This window comes from Parabacteroides goldsteinii DSM 19448 = WAL 12034 (genome assembly GCF_000969835.1).
Lineage (GTDB): Bacteria > Bacteroidota > Bacteroidia > Bacteroidales > Tannerellaceae > Parabacteroides > Parabacteroides goldsteinii.
The window spans coordinates 144,860-164,350 of the sequence record NZ_KQ033914.1; the positions used below are offsets into that span (position 1 = coordinate 144,860).

Consider the following 19,491-nt stretch of genomic DNA (forward strand, 5'->3'; position numbering starts at 1 on the left):
TAGAGGGTGAAAATCCCGTACACGACTTTCTAACGAAGCCTAGTGGTATCCTGAGTAGCGCGGAGCACGAGAAATTCTGTGTGAATTAGCGGGGCCCATCCCGTAAGGCTAAATACTCCCGAGAGACCGATAGCGAACCAGTACCGTGAGGGAAAGGTGAAAAGAACCTCGAACAGAGGAGTGAAATAGACCCTGAACCCGTCTGCCTACAAGCGGTCGGAGCAACGTAAGTTGTGACGGCGTGCCTTTTGCATAATGAACCTACGAGTTACTTTCTCCGGCAAGGTTAAGTATTTCAGATACGGAGCCGAAGCGAAAGCGAGTCTGAACAGGGCGACATAGTCGGAGGGAGTAGACGCGAAACCAAGTGATCTACCCATGGTCAGGTTGAAGGTTAGGTAACACTAACTGGAGGACCGAACCGGTAAGCGTTGAAAAGCTTTCGGATGAACTGTGGGTAGGGGTGAAAGGCTAATCAAACTTGGAGATAGCTCGTACTCCCCGAAATGCATTTAGGTGCAGCCTTTATTTAGTATAGCATGAGGTAGAGCGACTGATTGGATGCGAGGGCTTCACCGCCTATCAAGTCCAGATAAACTCCGAATGCGTGCTATATATTGATAAGGAGTGAGGGCGCGGGTGCTAAGGTCCGCGTCCGAGAGGAGAAGAATCCAGACCATCAGCTAAGGTCCCCAAATAACAGTTAAGTTGAACTAACGAAGTCAGACTGCAGAGACAGCTAGGATGTTGGCTTGGAAGCAGCCATTCATTTAAAGAGTGCGTAACAGCTCACTAGTCGAGGAGTTTGGCGTGGATAATACTCGGGCATAAACTGTTTACCGAAGCTATGGATCCAGAGTAATGGATGGTAGGGGAGCATTCCAGTGGCGTTGAAGGTGAGGGATAACCCTTGCTGGAGTAGCTGGAAAAGCAAATGTAGGTATAAGTAACGATAAAGGAAGTGAGAAACTTCCTCGCCGAAAGACTAAGGTTTCCTGATCAACGTTAATCGGATCAGGGTAAGTCGGGACCTAAGGATAAGCCGAACGGCGATTCCGATGGAAGAATGGTTTAATATTCCCATACTACTTTATAGAGCGATGTGGAGACGGAGAAGTGACAGTCCTGCCAACTGACGGAATAGTTGGTTAAAGGGTGTAGACGTTGATCGCGGTAGGCAAATCCGCCGTGAGAGTCGAACCTGAGAGTATGCCGAGTACTTGTACAAGGCAATATGGATGTAAACAGGCTCCCTAGAAAATCCGCTAAGCATATCTATAGAGTACCCGTACCGTAAACGGACACACGTAGTTGGGTTGAGAATACTGAGGCGCTCGAGTGATTCACGGTTAAGGAACTAGGCAAATTGACCCTGTAACTTCGGGATAAAGGGTCCCTGTCAGCGATGGCGGGGCGCAGAGAATAGGTCCAGGCAACTGTTTAACAAAAACACATGGCTGTGCGAAATAGAAATATGAAGTATACAGCCTGACACCTGCCCGGTGCTGGAAGGTTAAGAGGAGAGCTCATCGCAAGAGAAGGTTTGAATTGAAGCCCCAGTAAACGGCGGCCGTAACTATAACGGTCCTAAGGTAGCGAAATTCCTTGTCGGGTAAGTTCCGACCTGCACGAATGGTGTAATGATCTGGACACTGTCTCAACCGTGAGCTCGGTGAAATTGTAGTATCGGTGAAGATGCCGATTACCCGCGATGGGACGAAAAGACCCCGTGAACCTTTACTATAGCTTTACATTGAATTTGGGCAACTAATGTGTAGGATAGGCCGGAGACTGCGAAGCAGGCACGCCAGTGTCGGTGGAGTCGCCGTTGAAATACGGCCCTTTGGTTGTTTGAGTTCTAACTCGTGGAAACGAGGACACTGTATGGTGGGTAGTTTGACTGGGGTGGTCGCCTCCAAAAGAGTAACGGAGGCTTCTAAAGGTACCCTCAGACCGATTGGTAACCGGTCGTAGAGTGTAATGGCATAAGGGTGCTTGACTGGGAGAGAGACAACTCGATCAGGTAGGAAACTAGAGCATAGTGATCCGGTGGTTCCGCATGGAAGGGCCATCGCTCAAAGGATAAAAGGTACTCCGGGGATAACAGGCTGATCGCTCCCAAGAGCTCATATCGACGGAGCGGTTTGGCACCTCGATGTCGGCTCGTCACATCCTGGGGCTGGAGAAGGTCCCAAGGGTTGGGCTGTTCGCCCATTAAAGTGGCACGCGAGCTGGGTTCAGAACGTCGTGAGACAGTTCGGTCTCTATCTATCGTGGGCGTAGGAGATTTGAGTGGCTCTGACACTAGTACGAGAGGACCGTGTTGGACAGACCTCTGGTTTACCGGTTGTACCGCCAGGTGCACCGCCGGGTATCTAAGTCTGGATTGGATAAGTGCTGAAAGCATCTAAGTACGAAGCCAGCCTCAAGATAAGATCTCCCTGAGGGTCGTTGTAGACTACGACGTTGATAGGCTACAGGTGTAAGGGCAGTAATGTCGAAGCCGAGTAGTACTAATAGCCCGAGACTTTCTATTTCCGAGAGGAAGGATTGATATATCAGCAGGGTTAGTAGAGATACTGACATAGCGAAAGTTACTGATAAAGTAGCGTTGTCCAGGTCAAACATCTTAAAAGGTATTAAGGTGGTTATAGCGTTGGGGATCCACCTCTTCCCATTCCGAACAGAGAAGTTAAGCCCAACCACGTCGATGGTACTGCGTAAAAGTGGGAGAGTAGATAGCCGCCGTTTTAGAGTCACAGACTCCAAACAATGAAAGGAATCAATCGTAAGGTTGGTTCCTTTTTGTGTTTATAGCTTCTTTTCGTTTTTATTCTTACCGATAATATTAGTCGTCTTCTCTTTGCACGAATCAAATAAGATATTTATCTTCGCTATCTAAATTAGTATTCATAGAAAAACATATAATGAAAAGAAGAGCCTTTCTTAAATCGTCACTATTAGCAGGTGCAGGAGTTGGAGTCAATCATTCTGCACAATCTATCACTTCTTCCTTGAATGAACAGAATAATGGGCAAGAGGAAAAGAAAAAGAAACCTCATGTAATTTTTATCATGACAGACCAGCATCGTGGGGATGCTTTGGGATGTATGGGTAACAAAGCTGTTATTTCTCCTAATATAGATAAACTTGCAGCAGAAGGAACACTGTTTGTAAATGGTTATTCCTCGGCTCCAAGCAGTACGCCCGGACGTGCCGGCTTGCTGACTGGTTTATCTCCCTGGCATCATGGCATGCTGGGATACGGAAGAATGGCTGAGCAATATAAATATGAAATGCCTCAGATGTTGCGTAATCTGGGTTATTTCACTTTTGGTATCGGAAAGATGCATTGGTTCCCGCAGAAGGCACTTCATGGATTTCATGCAACTTTAATTGACGAGAGCGGCCGGATTGAGTCAAAAGATTTCATCAGTGATTACCGGGAATGGTTCCAGTTAAATGCTCCGGGACAGAATCCGGACTTAACTGGTATAGGCTGGAATGACCATGGTGCAAGAGTTTATAAACTGGATGAACGTTTACATCCGACAACCTGGACAGGGCAAACCGCCTGTGAACTGATTCGTAATTATAATAATGATCAGCCATTGTTCCTTAAAGTCTCTTTTGCACGTCCGCATAGTCCTTATGATCCACCGAAGCGTTATTTGGATATGTATAAGAATGCGGATATACCTAAGCCAGTTATCGGAGATTGGTGTGGCAAATATGCGGAACATCTGGATCCGGAAAAGGCTGCTTCTGACGCTCCGTTTGGTAATTTTGGGGATGAGTATGCCGTTAAATCCAGAAGGCATTATTATGCAAATATCACTTTTATCGATGACCAGATAGGGCAGATTATTGAAACGTTGAAAGAAAAAGGTATGTATGATGATGCCGTGATCTGTTTTACTGCCGATCATGGTGATATGTTGGGCGACCATTATCATTGGAGAAAGACTTATCCGTATGAGGGTTCTGCTCATATCCCTTATATTGTAAAATGGCCGTCTTATGTCAAGAAATCAGTTCCAAATGGTACAAAGATTGAACAGCCGGTTGAATTACGCGATTTTCTGCCGACCTTTATTGATTTGGCTGGGGGGGCGGTTCCTCCCGATATGGATGGTAGTTCACTGCTGAAATTAGTGCAGGGACATGGAGATGAATGGCGTAAATATATTGATATGGAGCATGCTACTTGTTATAGTGCGGATAATTATTGGTGTGCTTTAACAGATGGCAAACTAAAATATGTCTGGAATCTTCATAATGGAAAAGAGCAACTGTTCGATTTGGTAAAAGACCCGGGTGAGTTGACCGATTGTTCTGCCAAGGCGGAATATGCAAAACAGTTGAAAGAACTCCGTGGAGAAATGGTTAAACATCTTTCAGAGCGTGGAGAGGCTTTTGTGAAAGATGGCAAACTAATGACATTAGAGAAAACAATGCTGTATAGTCCGAATTTCCCTCAAAAATAATGGTTCTTATAAATTCTTTAAACAGTGTAGTGTATGGTCAGAAAATGGATGCTCCTGCTTGTCGGAGCAAGTTGTTTAATAGGTTCAGCTATGGCACAAGATAATCCGATCCTGTTGTTCCCGAAAGGTGCACCGGGAGAAACAACCAAGCTGATAGAAAAAGCAGATACTGATGGCGGTAAGACAGGTGGTGAAACCGTCTTACGGGTTACTAATGTAAGTGAACCGACAATCACTGTTTATCCGGCTCCTGATGAAGTTGCTACAGGGGCGGCAATGGTAGTCTGTCCCGGTGGAGGGTATAATATTCTGGCTTACGACTTGGAAGGAGACGAAGTTTGCGAATGGCTGAACAATTTGGGAATAACAGCTGTGTTGGTAAAATACCGTGTCCCGCGTCGGGAAGGTCACGAGAAGCATGAAGCTCCTTTGCAGGACTTGCAGCGTGCGATCGGTTATGTCAGAGCCCATGCAGAAGAGATGAATGTAGATCCGCAGCGTATCGGTGTGATGGGATTTTCGGCAGGAGGTCATCTTTCTGCGATGGTTAGTAATAATTTTGAGAAACGGACATATCCGGCAGTGGATGCTGCGGATAAGGTAAGTTGTCGTCCTGATTTCTGTCTTTTGGTGTATCCTGCGTATCTGGACGGTGAAAACTTCCAATTGGCACCAGAGATCAAAGTAACGTCGGCAACACCTCCGACTATGCTGATTCAGGCGGAAGACGATAAGTCATATATAAACAGCAGCCTTTTCTATTATTATGCATTAAAAGAAGCAGATGTTCCTGCCTGGATGCACCTGTATAGTAAGGGGGGACACGGTTATGGACTTAGAGATACCGGCGCAGCCGTGAATGAATGGCCTGACAGAGCCGAAGACTGGTTCCGTGAAATAGGGGTAATAGAATAAAAAAACTAAATGGAGTACAGAGATACGCAGAATCTTTGTATCTTTGTACTCACAAATCATGGGGATGACCGGTTTTGACAGCGGGCAGAAGTGGTTTGTAAGCATGTAGTGCGTGGTTGGCTTGCACTTAAATCTCAGACAACGAACAATTAACTGGCGAAAACAATTACGCTTACGCTGCTTAATCGAAGTATAGTAGATTCAAGCTTAATCCCTGCAAAAGTTGTGGGGACGTGACATCACCCGGATGCTGTGGCTCCGAAGCTTTCCGATCAGGTGGTGCAGCAATATCGGAGATAGTCTGAAATGAGCCTCGGGTGTCAGGCGAAAATTTAGAGGATAAGGATTAAGTGGGTGGCTTCGGTCTTGCTTGGTCCCGACAATCGAAGGCGAAGATAAACATGTAGAAAGCAGATTAATTCCTCGTTTGGACGAGAGTTCGAATCTCTCCATCTCCACGAAGGCCACTGAAAATCAGTGGTCTTTTTTGTTTATGGACCAAATTAGAAAATAAATAAGAATATCAGTTGTTTTTTACATCAGGTATGGATAAATGTTTATATTTGCAGAATGAAGCTCCCTTTGAAAATCAGCTTCTACTAATCACTTAAATAACCATATTATGCTTAAACTAGGAACTCACAACTCAATGACTTATCTTAAGCCAACCGGACTAGTCCAGATATTAGCTTGGAATACCGGAAAATGTCAGAACCTGTCTCTTGAAGAACAGTATGAATTTGGCGTCAGATTTTTTGATCTTCGTATTCGTTTTGATGAAAAGGCAACACCTTATTTTGCTCATGGCCTTTTGGAATTTCATGAAAAGGCAGTAACGGATGTACTGGCCTTTCTGGATCAAAAGCAGGATTGTATTGTGAACCTGGTCATGGAAAGTTAAAGTATTTTCCTTGTTGAATGAAGGGACACATGAAACTACAGAGAAAATAAAAGAATCGGAAAAGGAATTAAAAGAATCATTGAAAAAGGTTGTAGAAGGAGGCTTGGAACTTCTTAAGTCACCTACATTCTTTGCCATGCAAAATAATCCGAATTATTGGAAAAATGTAAATGAAGATGTTTATACGATGATGGATTTTGTTCAACTTGGAGCTCCGGAAGAATATCTCTCTCAACTGTCGGTAGATTTGCAGAAAAGGATTAAGGTATTATTTGAGAAACTTCCTCAACTTCCTAAGTAGATTAGAAAAGAAGATGATCTTATAAAAAGACAGAGTTTGCATTCTCAAGCTCTGTCTTTTTTATTCTACAAATCCAACTTTTTATTATTATTCGGAACAGGGATTCCTAAATAAGAGTATTGGTATTCATTGGTACGCTGTTGCGGGAGTATATCGATAGCTTTTACAGCAATATTTTTTCCTGTTTTGGTAGCGACCAGGCAAGTGTTTTGCAATTTTCGTTTTCCCAGGTCGAATACTTTATCAGGATTAAAGTGCTGCCCGTTGATACGCACTTCAAAATGCAGATGTTCCGTAGTAGCTCTGCCTGTCCTTCCTGTTAGTCCGATCGGTTCACCGGCTTTTACGCGGTCACCTACTTTAACCAGATTTTTGGAATTATGGCTGTAAACTGTTTCCAGCCCGTTATAATGACGGATGACTACAACATTACCATAAGCAGCATAAGGTTTTGCCATGCGGACAATTCCATCGAAGGCTGCAACGATGGTATCATTAGCACATGTTTTCAGATCAACACCGGAATGATGTCTTCTGCGGCCGGCATAGGGCGATATGACTTTTGCTCCGGGGAGTGGAAAAGCATAATCTTCATCTGTCATGAGAGCCAGGTCGATAACAAGAGAGTTTTCGTCAGCCAGAAGTTTTGGATCCGGAACAGCTATATCGGCTTTTTCCCGTGGAGAAAAATCCTCAGTAATATCTTTACGTGCATATTCTGTTTTTCCCAATTCCGGTGTAGGAGGAAGGAATATATCTATCTGGGGAAGAGGGATTTCTGTTGACGGAGACAGCATGTTAAATTCCTGATCGGAAACGGATGGTGGTGATTGCACTGATAGTACCGAAGAACAGGTACTTAGTGTTATTAGTGTAATAAATAATAATATATAACTGTAGATCTTAGGCATTATGAAATTTTTTAGCTGGACAAAAATAGAAAAAACAATCCAGTCTAAAGTCCTTATCAGGAATACTTTATAGTTCTTTTTCATTTGTTTATGCTTTTCAATGGTCTGGTGAATGTATTGGAAAGCCATAAAACAGAAAAAAGCGCCAACCGGAGTTGAACGCTTTTTTCATTATAAATCAATAAGAAATGAAATTTCAGTCTCTGTTATTTATTGAAAAGAGATTTGGCTATACCCATCTCCAGGCCGCGAAGTTCAGCTAAACCTCTCAGGCGTCCGATGCAGGAATAACCCGGATTTGTCTTCTTTTTCAAGTCATCGATCATCTGATGGCCATGGTCCGGACGCATAGCGATCGAGCAACCACGTCTTTGTTGTAACTCGAGTAACGCTTTCATTACACCGTACATATCCACGTCACCTTCCAGGTGGTTTGCTTCGAAGAAGTTTCCTTCTGCATCCCGTTGTGTGCTGCGGAAGTGAACGAAGTCGATGCGGTCGCCATAGCGTTCCATAATACCGGCAAGATCATTGTCGCTACGAACACCGAATGAACCGGTACACAAGCACAGACCGTTACTTGGATTCGGAACAGCTTCGATCAATTTTTTGAAATCGTCTTCCGTACTCAGGATACGTGGTAAACCGAGGATGGAGTAGGGAGGATCATCCGGATGGATCACCAGTTTAACACCCGCTTCGTCGGCTACCGGAGCAATTTCCTGCAGGAAGTAGATCAGGTTGGAACGCAGTTTTTCGGCATCGATATCTTTGTAGCGGTCCAGTGCTTCCTGGAACTGTTCGATCGTAAAACTTTCTTCCGATCCGGGCAGACCGGCAATCATATTACGGGTAAGTAGTTTACGGTCATCTTCGGTCATTATATCGAAGCGAGCTTTCGCTTTAGCCTTCTCTTCTGCCGAGTAATCGTTTTCAGCTCCCGGACGTTTCAGGATGAAAAGGTCGAAAGCAACGAAAGCTGCACGTTCAAAGCGAAGAGCCTTTGAACCGTCCGGCATCGTATAAGCCAGATCAGTACGTGTCCAGTCAAGTACCGGCATAAAATTATATGTCACAACATTAACACCGCACTTTCCGAGGTTACGCAGACTTTCCTTGTAGTTGTCGATATATTTCTGGAAATCTCCGGTTTGTGTTTTGATATGTTCATGAACGGGAACACTTTCGACAACAGACCATCTCAAGCCTACCTCTTCGATCATTTCTTTCCGTTTCATGATTTCCTCTACTGTCCATGTTTCCCCGTTAGGGATATGGTGTAAAGCATTTACGATACCGGTTGCTCCGGCTTGTTTAATATCCCAAAGGCTGACAGGATCATTCGGCCCGTACCAACGCCAAGTTTGTTCGCATAAATACATAGAAAATAATTTATTAATTTGTCAATGTGCCAATTGGCTACGGCATATGCTTTAAAGTAATTGGCATATTGGCACATTAACCTATTGGCATATTATTAGGCATTTAGATTGAGAAAGCATCGAAACCGCCGTCGACAATTGCAATTGTTCCGGTTACAAATTTGGATGCGTCACTGATCAGGTACTGAATCGTACCGAATAATTCTTCCGGTGTTCCCAAACGTCTGAACGGTGTGTGGGCAATGACAGATTTGGCACGTTCCGTATAAGAACCATCCGGATTAGTCATCAATGTCCTGTTTTGTTCTGTCAGGAAGAATCCCGGAGCGATAGCATTTACACGTAAGCCTTCACCGAATTTGATAGCCAGTTCACCGGCCATATATTTGGTCAGGTTGGAGATGGCAGCTTTTGCTGCGCCGTATCCGACCACACGTGTCAACGGACGAAGAGCGGATTCAGAAGAGAAGTTTACGATAGCACCTTCTTTCTGTTGAGCCATTACTTCTGCAAAAACCATAGTAGGAAGCACTGTGCCGAACAGGTTCAGATCTACCACTTTTTTGAAAGCATCGACCTGCAGGTCAAAGATGTTGTTGTCCGGACCGATTGTAGCACCGGCCATATTACCACCGGCAGCATTCAATAATGCATCGATGCGGTCATATTTGGCAAGGATATCTTTTTTATTCTGTTCGAGGATCTCTTTATTCAGAACGTCAGTCTGGAAGAAACAGGCTTCGCCACCTTTTGCTTTGATATCGGCAACGATTTTTTCTCCGATTTCCACTGCACGGTCAAGGATTACAACTTTAGCACCTTCTTCAGCCAGATGGCCTGCGATTCCGCTACCCAGAATACCGGCTCCTCCGGTAATGATGACAACTCTGTCTTTAATACAAAATAAATTAGCCATTTTATATATGATTTTTATTGTGATATTTCCATTTTATGTTCAATATGTGCGCGAGCACACGTTGGGTGCAAATGTATGGTATTTATTTGTCAAACAAAAAAAATATAGAAGAAAAATAATTAATTTATGCCTTTAAATATAGTTATTGTAGTACTTAATGTTCTCTTTGATAAGTATATCAATAGGCATATAATTGATTTGTTCGACTTTTTCTTTTAATACTAGGTGTCGGAATAAAGCGCGGACACAATTGAATCCCTGCACTTCCGGACGTTGGGCGATCAGATGGGTGATGTATCCGTTGTTCAGATGGCTCAGATTCGATTCGATCACGTCGTAACCGATTAGTTTAAAATGTTTGTCGATGTCCTGATGCTGGAAATAATCACCCAGGACATGTGCTCTGGAGTTGAAGATTATACCAGCCTTGATCTCTTCATGCGTTGCGAAGAAAGAGTCGAGTATCTCTTTGTTTTCTACTGATTCATCGGCATGAATATGTACAGGGTATATTTTTCCCAGAAAATCGTGACCGTACAGATAATCGCGGAAACCTTCCTCACGTTTCATAACCTGAGTTGAATGCATATCGCCTTTACGGATAAAGCGGAAAATAGCGATGTTGTCCTCCGGATGTATCTGTTCAAAAAGTAACCGCCCGGCGATATATCCGGAATCATAGGAGTTTGTTCCGTAATAAGCGATACAATTGGTATTTTCGATAAAGGCATCGATCAGCACATAGGGGATTTCGAGTTTATCGAGTTGTTGCGTGAGTTGGATAACGCTCTCCTTAAAAAGGGTTGCTATGATTACTCCCTGGCAATCCGCCTCTTCTATTTTGGGAATCAAATTATCGAAACTACTTCTGTCATACTGGTTGAAGTACATCCGCTCGACCTCAATATTGTAACTGAATAATTCCTGTTCGGCCTTGTTGATCCCTTCGGACAGCTTTGCCCAGTATTCCCCCTGTCCGAAAGAGGGTATCAATGTAACGAATTTATACTTTTTCTTGAGGGCTAACGAACGGGCTATCAGATTCGGATGATAGTCTATCTCTTTTAATACTTTTTCGACCTTCTTCTGTGCTTCTTCCGACACTTTGCCACGGTTGTGCAAAATACGATCGACGGTTCCGGTAGAAACTCCGGATAATTCTGCTATATCTTTTATTCTATACGTTTTCCCCATAGGGCAATTCTGTTATCATAAATAATCCGCAGAACATGAAAAGATTCTGCGGACTGTTTGTTTTGTGTTATAAAAATTATAATTCCTCAATAATCTGCAAAGGTGCATTTAATTTACGAAAAACATAGCCATACATCATATATATAAGAGGCATTGCTACAAAAATTCCTATACCCAACAGGATAAGTCCCAATATGAAAATACCGATCATAGCCAGCATAAGCATAAATAACGGCATGCCCTGTCCGCGGGTTATTTCCCAACTGCGTTTCAGCGATTCGATGATACCTGTATCTTCTTCAACAATAAAAGCGGTGAAAAATTGCAATCGGAGAGCCAGATAAATGCCTGGAATAATGAACAGGCAGATACCGAACACCACGATGATCCCCATAAAAAGATTAGCCACAAAATAAGTGATGATTTTACGGGCCTGTTGTCCGTAGGCCGAGAATTGCGGTTCCTCTCCATCCAGGGCTTGGAATATGTTTTTCATGTATCCTAATGCAAAAATGCAGGAGATAATGCAACTGATCAAATTAATAACGATTGTACCCACTATGGATTTTTGCATAGGCATGGCAAAAGCGCTCAGCGTAAAAGAAATTATTGTCATACCTATCAATAAGCCGGCTAAAACCCATATCTGAGTTTTAGTACGTTGCCATGAAGTACTGCATACTTCCGAAATAGAAAACTTTGGTCCCATCAGATTGTAGATTAATTATGTTTATAGATAGCTGTAAATTTAAACTAAATTATTGAATAAACAAACAACAACAACGGAATGTATGCAATTTTGGACTAATTTACTTTCGATCCGGCAAAAAATAGCTATCTGTTTGATCTCTACATATAAATAAAGCTATTTTTTAGTATAAAAGAATGTATAAACGGTAAAAGTGCAATAAAAAGATTCTACATTTGTACGTTTTTTAGGATATGAGTCCCTTTGTTGTCGAGTCTGATAATACAAGCCTTCAGGAATAAATGTACGAAAAAATAAAAGGCAGAAATATATTAAATTATAATTATGGATAAACAAATGTTGAGAACTACTATTACCCAATGTAGACAAATTGCATTATTTGCGCTGGGAGTGTCTTTATTAACCGCCTGTGGTAACAGCCAGAGCGGCATGAAGTTAGGTGACAGTGAATATGCTGTTTTGACCGTGAATTCATCTTCCAGCAATCAGACAACTTCCTATCCGGCGACTATCAGAGGTACGCAGGATATTGAAGTCCGTCCCCAGGTGTCGGGTTTTATTGTTAAGTTATGTGTCGATGAAGGAGCTACGGTCCGTAAAGATCAGCCCTTGTTTGAAATTGATCCCACGCAGTATAAGGCGGCAGTGAACCAGGCCAAAGCAGCTGTTGCTATGGCAGATGCAAACGTAAAAACGTTGACATTGACAGAAAAGAATAAGAAAGACCTGTATAATAATGCTATTATCAGTTCTTTTGAATATGAGACAGCCGTCAACCAATTGATGTCTGCAAAGGCATCCTTGGCACAGGCAGAAGCCTCTTTGGTTAGTGCGGAACAGAATTTATCTTTTTGTAAAGTGACCAGTCCTTCCAATGGCGTTGTCGGAACTTTCCCTTACCGTATCGGAAGTTTGGTGAGCCCTTCTATCTCGAGTCCGTTGACAACTGTTTCCGAGATCGGAGAAGTATATGTTTATTTCTCAATGACGGAAAAGGAATTGTTGCAGCTCACAAAAGCCGGAGGCACACTGAAAGAACAATTGGATAAGATGCCAGCCGTTCAGTTACAGTTGGCAGACGGAACGATGCTGGAAGAAACCGGTAAGATCGATGCTGTCAGTGGCGTTATCGACCAGTCGACCGGTTCGGTTAGTATGCGTGCCGTTTTCCCGAATGACAAAAGAATCCTGCGAAGCGGGGGAACAGGAAACGTGGTATTCCCTTACACCATGGAAGGTATTATTATGATTCCGCAGTCAGCTACGGTTGAAATCCAGGACAAAAAATTCGTATATGTACTGCAACCCGATAATAAAATTAAAAATGTTGAAATTCAGATTTCCTCTTTGGATGATGGTCAGAATTATCTGGTTACTAAAGGTTTGAAATCCGGTGATAAGATCGTTGTTGAAGGCGTTCAGAGTTTAAGAGACGGTCAGGAAATCACGCCGATTACACAGGCTGAGCAGGCTGCAAAGTTCCAGCAGGCCATGAAAGACCAGAACGAAGGAAATTTAAAAACAGCTTTTAATTAATTAAAGGTATAGGATAACCCGGGCTTTCCCGGTGATATTCGTTTATAAAAAAGTAACATATGAAATTAGATAGATTTATTAACCGTCCGGTGCTTTCAACGGTGATTTCCATCCTGATTGTCATCCTGGGTATATTAGGTTTGTTCACATTGCCTATTACCCAATATCCGGACATTGCGCCTCCTACTGTTTCGGTAAGGGCCACTTATACAGGTGCCAATGCGCAGACTGTATTGAATAGTGTGATTGCACCGCTGGAAGACCAGATCAACGGGGTAGAGAACATGATGTATATGACATCAAATGCTTCCAATAACGGTTCTGCCGATATCTCCATATATTTCAAACAGGGAACCGACCCGGATATGGCAGCAGTAAACGTTCAGAACCGTGTGTCGATGGCACAAGGTCTGTTGCCTGCCGAAGTAACGAAGATCGGTGTGACTACCCAGAAACGTCAGAACTCCATGTTGGTTGTTTTTGCCGTTTATGATGCGGAAGACCGTTACGACCAGAAATTTCTGGAAAACTATGCAAAGATCAACCTGATTCCTGAAGTACAGCGTGTACCGGGGGTCGGTGATGCCAACGTATTGGGTACCGATTATTCTATGCGTATCTGGTTGAAGCCGGATGTAATGGCACAATATAAGCTGGTGCCTAACGATGTATCGAACGTGTTGGCTGAACAGAACGTGGAGGCTGCTCCGGGTTCTTTCGGTGAACAGGGAAACCAGTCGTTCCAGTATACGATCCGTTATAAAGGACGTCTGCAAACAGCAGAAGAATTTGATAATATTGTAGTAAAAGCATTGCCCGACGGTGAAGTGCTTCGTCTGAAGGACATTGCCGATATCGAATTGGGACGTTTGACTTACAACTATGTAAATAAAGTAAACGGCCATAATGCAGTAGCATGTATCGTTTATCAGATGCCGGGAACGAATGCAACAGAAACGATCAATAATATCCAGGATTTGCTGGTGAGATCAGAGGCGACTATGCCTCCGGGAATGAAGGTTGAAGTATCCATGAATGCCAACGACTTCCTTTATGCTTCTATCCATGAGGTTCTCAAAACTTTGCTGGAAGCCTTTATCCTGGTGTTTATTGTGGTATATGTGTTCTTGCAGGATTTACGTTCAACCTTGATTCCTGCTATTGCGATTCCGGTAGCCTTGATCGGTACATTCTTCCTGTTGTCACTGATCGGATTCAGTATCAACTTGTTGACACTTTGTGCGATGGTACTTGCCATTGCGATTGTGGTCGATGATGCGATAGTCGTCGTCGAGGGGGTCCATGCCAAGTTGGACCAGGGATATAAATCGGCGAAACAGGCATCTATCGATGCGATGAGTGAACTTGGCGGAGCGATTGTTTCTATTACATTGGTGATGATGTCCGTGTTTATCCCTGTAAGTTTCATGGGAGGTACAGCCGGTATATTCTATCGTCAGTTCGGTGTGACAATGGCTATTGCTATCGGTTTGTCGGCATTGAATGCCTTGACATTGAGTCCGGCACTTTGTGCTATTTTCCTGAAACCTCATGATGAACACGGTGAAAAGAAGACGACATTCGTATCCCGTTTCCATACCTCTTTCAATGTGGCTTACGATTCTTTATTAAAGAGTTACAAGAAGCGTGTATTGTTCTTTATCCAGAAGAAATGGCTGGCATTCGGAACTGTAGCTGTCTCTATTGCCCTGTTGATCTTCTTCATGCAGGTAACGCCGACCGGTATGGTGCCGAATGAAGATATGGGTACTATCATGGGAGCTGTAACATTACCTCCCGGAGCTTCTCAGGAACGTACATTGGAAATCATGGAACGTGTAGATAGTCTGATCGCTTCCGACCCGGCTGTGAAATCACGTACGGCTATTACCGGTTTCAGTTTTATCGGTGGTCAGGGACCTTCTTACGGTTCATTCATCATCAAGTTGAAAGACTGGGAAGAACGTTCTATGACGCAGAGTGCGGAAGTAGTTTACGGTAGTTTATTCATGCGTGCCCAGAAAGTGGTGAAGGATGCACAGGTATTGTTCTTTACTCCGCCTATGATTCCGGGTTATTCCGCTTCCAGTGATATCGAGTTGAATATGCAGGATAAGACCGGTGGTAGCCTGGAGAAATTCTTTGATGTTTCCAAAGACTATATGGCAGCATTGACGGCCCGTCCGGAAATCAAGTCGGCCCAGACTACTTTCAACCCGAACTTCCCGCAATATATGATCGATATCGATGCGGCAGCCTGTAAGAAAGTAGGCATCAGTCCGAGCGATATCCTTATGACTTTGCAGGGATATTATGGTGGTCTGTATGCTTCCAACTTCAACCGCTTCGGTAAGATGTACCGTGTAATGGTGCAGGCCGATCCTTCTATGAGAGCGAATATGGAATCGTTGAAGAATATCAAGGTCAGAAACGGTAACGAAATGGCACCGATCTCCCAGTTTATTACAATAGAGAAAGTATATGGTCCGGATATCATCAGCCGTTTTAACATGTATACCTCAATGAAACTGATGGTTGCCCCGGCTGACGGATTTACCAGCGGTCAGGCACTGAAAGCACTGGAAGAAGTGGCAAGTACCACCCTTCCTGCCGGTTTCGGTTATGAGTTGGGAGGTATGGCACGTGAAGAGGCGGAAACGAGTGGAAGTACTACCGGCTTGATCTTTATCTTGTGTTTCGTGTTCGTTTATCTGTTGCTGAGTGCACAGTATGAAAGTTACGTATTGCCGTTGGCCGTATTGCTTTCAATTCCGTTCGGTCTGATGGGTAGCTTCCTGTTTGTACAGGGTTGGGCTGCGTTAGGTAGCATCCCGGCATTGAAGATGATATTGGGCACAATGTCGAATAACATTTATATGCAGATCGCGTTGATCATGTTGATGGGTCTGTTGGCAAAGAATGCTATTTTGATCGTAGAGTTTGCCCTCGAACGTCGCCGTATGGGTATGAGTATTACCTGGGCTGCTGTATTGGGTGCCGCTGCCCGTCTGCGTCCTATCCTGATGACCTCTCTGGCAATGGTAGTCGGTTTGTTGCCGATGATGTTCGCCTTTGGTGTAGGTGCTCACGGTAACCGTACGCTGGGTACTGCCGCTATTGGTGGTATGTTTGTCGGTATGATCTTCCAGATCCTGATCGTTCCTGCCTTGTTCGTGGTATTCCAGTACTTGCAGGAAAAGGTGAAACCGATCGAATGGGAAGACCTTGACAACAGCGATTTGAATACGGAAATAGAACAGTACGCTAAAAAATAAGTGAGAAGACAATGAAGAAAAATCAAATAATATATATGATGTGTGCAACTGCCCTGCTGAGCAGTTGCCACATCTACAAGGCTTATGATCGTCCTGAAACGATAGATACGTCCGGTCTGTATCGTGATCCGGTATCGGTAACGGATACATTGGCTGCCGATACGACCAATATGGGAAATCTTTCCTGGAAGGAAGTTTTCCGTGATCCTAAATTACAGGCTCTGATTGAAGAAGGACTGGCGAATAACGTGGATATGCAGGCTGCCGTTCTCCGTGTGGAAGAAGCGAAAACGTTGCTGACTGCTGCCCGTTTATCTTTCCTTCCGTCTTTGAACCTGGCCCCGCAAGGCTCGCTGACCACCATGGGAGGATCCAGCTATGCAAAAGCCTATACTTTGCCGGCTGCTGCTAATTGGGAAGTCGACCTGTTTGGTAAGCTGCTCAATGCAAGCCGCGACCAGAAAGCAATCTATTTGCAGAGCCAGTATTCACAGCAAGCTGTCCGTTCACAGTTGATCGGTGGTATTGCCAATACTTACTTTACCCTGCTGATGCTCGACCGTCAGGTAGAGATCACAACCGAAACGGTTGCTATCTATAAAGAAAATGTACGCGCGATGGAAGCAATGAAGACGGCCGGTATGACAACCGAGGCTGCAGTCGTTCAGATGAAAGCCGTATATCATCAGGTATCGTCTTCGTTAATCAATCTGCAACGCCAGGTTCGCGAAGTGGAAAACTCTTTGTCCGTACTGTTGGCTAAAGCACCGCAACGTATCGACCGCGGCAGATTGGAAGATCAGGTGATCCCCGACGAGATCATGGCCGGCGTACCTTTGCAGTTGCTGGAAAACCGTCCGGATGTGAAGATTGCGGAAATGTCGCTTGCCAGTGCTTACTATACGACAAACAAGGCACGTGCCGCTTTCTATCCCGGTTTGAATATTACGGCAACAGCCGGTTGGACGAACGGTTCGGGTATTACTGTTGCTAATCCGGGACAGTTCATGTTCCAGGCCCTGGCTTCACTGGCACAGCCTATCTTCAACAATGGTAAGCTGATCGCTAACCTGAAGGTATCGAAAGCAGAGGAGAAGATCGCCCAGATGAATTATCAGCAAGCAATTCTTGAAGCTGGTAAGGAAGTAAGCGATGCCCTGCATCTTTACGATGCAACCAACAAGATGTTGATTCAGGACAGACAACAGATCGAGCAATTGGAAAAGGCCGTAACCTATACGAAAGCCTTGTTCCAGTCAGCCCAGTCAACTTATCTGGAAATCCTGTCAGCTCAGCAGAGCCTTCTTGGTGCGCAATTGACAGAAGTATCCGACAACGTTCAGCGTATGCAGGCTGTTATCAACTTGTACAGTGCTGTTGGTGGAGGAAGAGAGTAATAACCATTAAAACATAGATTATTATGATTAGTCCGTTAGCTTATGTAGATGCCGGTGCAAAACTGGGAGCGAATGTAACAGTTCATCCTTTTGCATACATCGACAAGAATGTAGAGATTGGCGACAATTGCGAAATCATGCCTCACGCCAGTATCATGAGTGGCGCCCGTCTGGGTAAGGGAAACCGTGTATTCAACGGGGCTGTCATTGCAGCAGAACCTCAGGATTTCAAATATAAAGGCGACACGACATTAGCCGTTATAGGCGATGATAACGTGATCCGTGAGAACGTAGTGATCAACCGTGCCACGACTCCGGATGGGCAGACTTTTATCGGTAATGGTAATTTCCTACATGAAGGGGTGCATATTTCACACGATACACATATCGGAAACCATTGCGTATTGGGTTACGGTAGCAAGGTCTCCGGTAATTGTTTCTTTGAAGATTATGCGATCTTCGGAGGTAATATATTGGCAAGTCAGGGCAGCCGTGTCGGTACCTGGTCGATGACACAGACCGGTTGCCGCTTCCGTAAGGATGTACCTCCTTATATCGTGGCGGCTCAGGAACCGATTTCCTACTACGGGGTCAACTCCGTAATCCTTTCCCACCAAGGGGTGAGTGAAAAGGTGATCAAGCATATCAGTCATGCATACCGTATCGTTTACCAAGGAAAGACCAGTATTTTCGATGCCTTGCTGATGATTAAGGATCAGGTGCCGATGAGTGATGAAATACAGCATATCATTGACTTTATCAATGATTCGAAGCTGGGTATTATCGGAAGGTAAGACGTTTATTATAGAAAAGAAGAGAGGATATTGCTTGGGCGGTGTCCTCTTTTTTTATAACCATCCACTCCGGGAATTGATGGATACCTAAAACCTGTCTCTTATGGGTTAATCAAAGAAAAACCAATACTTTTAAGAGGTAAATGTGTCTGTTTTGACACTCTCTTATTTTTTCATGCAACAGTTTCATATAGGTATCTGTTGTATAGCCGTCCGACTACTTCTTTATAACCCAAATACTACTTCTTTCTGATCTTAAAATAACTGTATGCTAATATAAAGATACCTATCCGTTGATTTTTTGACCTGGGTAGTAAACGTTTTCGACCTAGGTGCTAAACGTTTTTTACCCAGGTCAAAAAATTAGCAGATAAGTATGTTCAGATTAGGAACAAGTAGTATTTGCTTTAGGAGACAACTGTATTTAGAATACAAAATAAGGAACTTTTGTTAGTTGTTTAGGCGTTATCCTTATGGTATATCAATAACAACTGTATAATAATGGCCAGGAAAATATTCATAACTAATGGTCGTAATATTATTAGGCTTTCAATTTTTCCCGTGTATACATTTGCCAGGTTACAAATCACTGTACTAGAGATAAATGACAAGCATAGTAAAAGTATATATCGGGAATAGCGTATTTTATTTTTTCTTTTACATTGTGTATAGATGATAGTAAAAAAGAACCAATATGAAGAACACTCAATAGCATAGAGTAATTGAGTTCCAAATCCAAAAAATAAGTTTTTAACGGAACTTATAATTAACAT

14 protein-coding genes, 1 rRNA gene, 1 other RNA gene and 1 other annotated feature are annotated in these 19,491 nt (G+C 43.6%); of the genes, 10 read left to right on the forward strand and 6 right to left on the reverse strand.

Annotation, left to right across the window (positions count from 1 at the left end; all coding sequences use genetic code 11):
- Positions 1-206 precede the first annotated feature (206 nt).
- Positions 207-380 carry a hypothetical protein gene (locus tag HMPREF1535_RS26130; protein ID WP_162201393.1) on the reverse strand — a complete coding sequence of 58 codons (174 nt, stop codon included), beginning with the start codon at positions 378-380 and terminating at the stop codon, positions 207-209.
- Positions 209-2,525 (forward strand) — a sequence feature (most likely nonfunctional fraction of RNA operon). (Overlaps the previous gene by 172 nt.)
- Before the next feature lie 115 nt (positions 2,526-2,640).
- On the opposite strand from HMPREF1535_RS26130, the gene rrf reads away from it, so the two are divergent.
- The 6 genes from rrf (at position 2,641) to HMPREF1535_RS23190 (ending at position 6,604) form a co-directional block, all read left to right on the forward strand.
- Positions 2,641-2,751, forward strand: a 5S ribosomal RNA gene (rrf, locus tag HMPREF1535_RS23170).
- A gap of 176 nt (positions 2,752-2,927) precedes the next feature.
- The gene (locus HMPREF1535_RS23175; RefSeq protein ID WP_046147763.1) at positions 2,928-4,487 is read left to right on the forward strand and encodes an arylsulfatase; all 1,560 of its coding nucleotides are present in this window, start codon (positions 2,928-2,930) and stop codon (positions 4,485-4,487) included.
- 33 nt (positions 4,488-4,520) lie between these two features.
- A complete protein-coding gene (locus tag HMPREF1535_RS23180) occupies positions 4,521-5,402 on the forward strand; it encodes an alpha/beta hydrolase (RefSeq protein WP_007653808.1) in 882 nt (293 codons plus the stop codon).
- A gap of 60 nt (positions 5,403-5,462) precedes the next feature.
- Positions 5,463-5,863: a transfer-messenger RNA gene (gene ssrA, locus HMPREF1535_RS25595) on the forward strand.
- 161 nt (positions 5,864-6,024) lie between these two features.
- Positions 6,025-6,303: a PI-PLC domain-containing protein gene (locus HMPREF1535_RS23185; protein WP_007653806.1), complete on the forward strand. Its 279-nt coding sequence runs from the start codon at positions 6,025-6,027 to the stop codon at positions 6,301-6,303.
- 13 nt (positions 6,304-6,316) lie between these two features.
- Entirely contained in the window at positions 6,317-6,604 is a 288-nt protein-coding gene (locus tag HMPREF1535_RS23190) for a hypothetical protein (protein ID WP_007653803.1), read from the forward strand.
- Positions 6,605-6,669: 65 nt separating this feature from the next.
- Here HMPREF1535_RS23190 and HMPREF1535_RS23195 read toward each other — a convergent pair whose 3' ends face one another.
- The 5 genes from HMPREF1535_RS23195 to HMPREF1535_RS23215 form a co-directional block, all read right to left on the reverse strand.
- Positions 6,670-7,518, reverse strand: coding sequence for a M23 family metallopeptidase (locus HMPREF1535_RS23195; protein WP_224265793.1), 849 nt, complete (start codon positions 7,516-7,518; stop codon positions 6,670-6,672).
- Between the two features lie 203 nt (positions 7,519-7,721).
- A complete protein-coding gene (gene uxuA, locus HMPREF1535_RS23200; RefSeq protein ID WP_007653799.1) occupies positions 7,722-8,897 on the reverse strand; it encodes a mannonate dehydratase in 1,176 nt (391 codons plus the stop codon).
- Positions 8,898-9,000: 103 nt separating this feature from the next.
- Positions 9,001-9,813, reverse strand: a complete 813-nt coding sequence (locus HMPREF1535_RS23205; protein WP_046147764.1) for an SDR family oxidoreductase — start codon at positions 9,811-9,813, stop codon at positions 9,001-9,003.
- 132 nt (positions 9,814-9,945) lie between these two features.
- Positions 9,946-11,007 (reverse strand): LacI family DNA-binding transcriptional regulator, encoded by a 1,062-nt coding sequence (locus tag HMPREF1535_RS23210; RefSeq protein WP_007653795.1) that lies wholly within the window; start codon positions 11,005-11,007, stop codon positions 9,946-9,948.
- Positions 11,008-11,083: 76 nt separating this feature from the next.
- Positions 11,084-11,716 (reverse strand): DUF7847 domain-containing protein, encoded by a 633-nt coding sequence (locus tag HMPREF1535_RS23215; RefSeq protein ID WP_007653788.1) that lies wholly within the window; start codon positions 11,714-11,716, stop codon positions 11,084-11,086.
- A gap of 324 nt (positions 11,717-12,040) precedes the next feature.
- Between HMPREF1535_RS23215 and HMPREF1535_RS23220 the strand changes: the two genes are divergently transcribed.
- The 4 genes from HMPREF1535_RS23220 to lpxA are packed head-to-tail and all read left to right on the forward strand — an operon-like array spanning position 12,041 to position 18,718.
- Positions 12,041-13,252 carry an efflux RND transporter periplasmic adaptor subunit gene (locus HMPREF1535_RS23220; protein WP_007653786.1) on the forward strand — a complete coding sequence of 404 codons (1,212 nt, stop codon included), beginning with the start codon at positions 12,041-12,043 and terminating at the stop codon, positions 13,250-13,252.
- A 59-nt stretch (positions 13,253-13,311) separates the two neighbouring features.
- Positions 13,312-16,527 carry an efflux RND transporter permease subunit gene (locus tag HMPREF1535_RS23225; protein WP_046147765.1) on the forward strand — a complete coding sequence of 1,072 codons (3,216 nt, stop codon included), beginning with the start codon at positions 13,312-13,314 and terminating at the stop codon, positions 16,525-16,527.
- Positions 16,528-16,538: 11 nt separating this feature from the next.
- Positions 16,539-17,924 carry an efflux transporter outer membrane subunit gene (locus tag HMPREF1535_RS23230; protein ID WP_046147766.1) on the forward strand — a complete coding sequence of 462 codons (1,386 nt, stop codon included), beginning with the start codon at positions 16,539-16,541 and terminating at the stop codon, positions 17,922-17,924.
- A 23-nt stretch (positions 17,925-17,947) separates the two neighbouring features.
- Positions 17,948-18,718, forward strand: coding sequence for an acyl-ACP--UDP-N-acetylglucosamine O-acyltransferase (lpxA, locus tag HMPREF1535_RS23235; RefSeq protein ID WP_046147767.1), 771 nt, complete (start codon positions 17,948-17,950; stop codon positions 18,716-18,718).
- The last annotated feature ends 773 nt before the right edge of the window (positions 18,719-19,491 follow it).

Coding starts and splice junctions, on each gene's coding strand:
- HMPREF1535_RS26130 (WP_162201393.1), bottom strand. CDS start 380: ATGGGTAGATCACTTGGTTTCGCGTCTACTCCCTCCGACTATGTCGCC.
- HMPREF1535_RS23175 (WP_046147763.1), top strand. CDS start 2,928: ATGAAAAGAAGAGCCTTTCTTAAATCGTCACTATTAGCAGGTGCAGGA.
- HMPREF1535_RS23180 (WP_007653808.1), top strand. CDS start 4,521: ATGGTCAGAAAATGGATGCTCCTGCTTGTCGGAGCAAGTTGTTTAATA.
- HMPREF1535_RS23185 (WP_007653806.1), top strand. CDS start 6,025: ATGCTTAAACTAGGAACTCACAACTCAATGACTTATCTTAAGCCAACC.
- uxuA (WP_007653799.1), bottom strand. CDS start 8,897: ATGTATTTATGCGAACAAACTTGGCGTTGGTACGGGCCGAATGATCCT.
- HMPREF1535_RS23205 (WP_046147764.1), bottom strand. CDS start 9,813: ATGGCTAATTTATTTTGTATTAAAGACAGAGTTGTCATCATTACCGGA.
- HMPREF1535_RS23210 (WP_007653795.1), bottom strand. CDS start 11,007: ATGGGGAAAACGTATAGAATAAAAGATATAGCAGAATTATCCGGAGTT.
- HMPREF1535_RS23215 (WP_007653788.1), bottom strand. CDS start 11,716: ATGGGACCAAAGTTTTCTATTTCGGAAGTATGCAGTACTTCATGGCAA.
- HMPREF1535_RS23220 (WP_007653786.1), top strand. CDS start 12,041: ATGGATAAACAAATGTTGAGAACTACTATTACCCAATGTAGACAAATT.
- HMPREF1535_RS23225 (WP_046147765.1), top strand. CDS start 13,312: ATGAAATTAGATAGATTTATTAACCGTCCGGTGCTTTCAACGGTGATT.
- HMPREF1535_RS23230 (WP_046147766.1), top strand. CDS start 16,539: ATGAAGAAAAATCAAATAATATATATGATGTGTGCAACTGCCCTGCTG.
- lpxA (WP_046147767.1), top strand. CDS start 17,948: ATGATTAGTCCGTTAGCTTATGTAGATGCCGGTGCAAAACTGGGAGCG.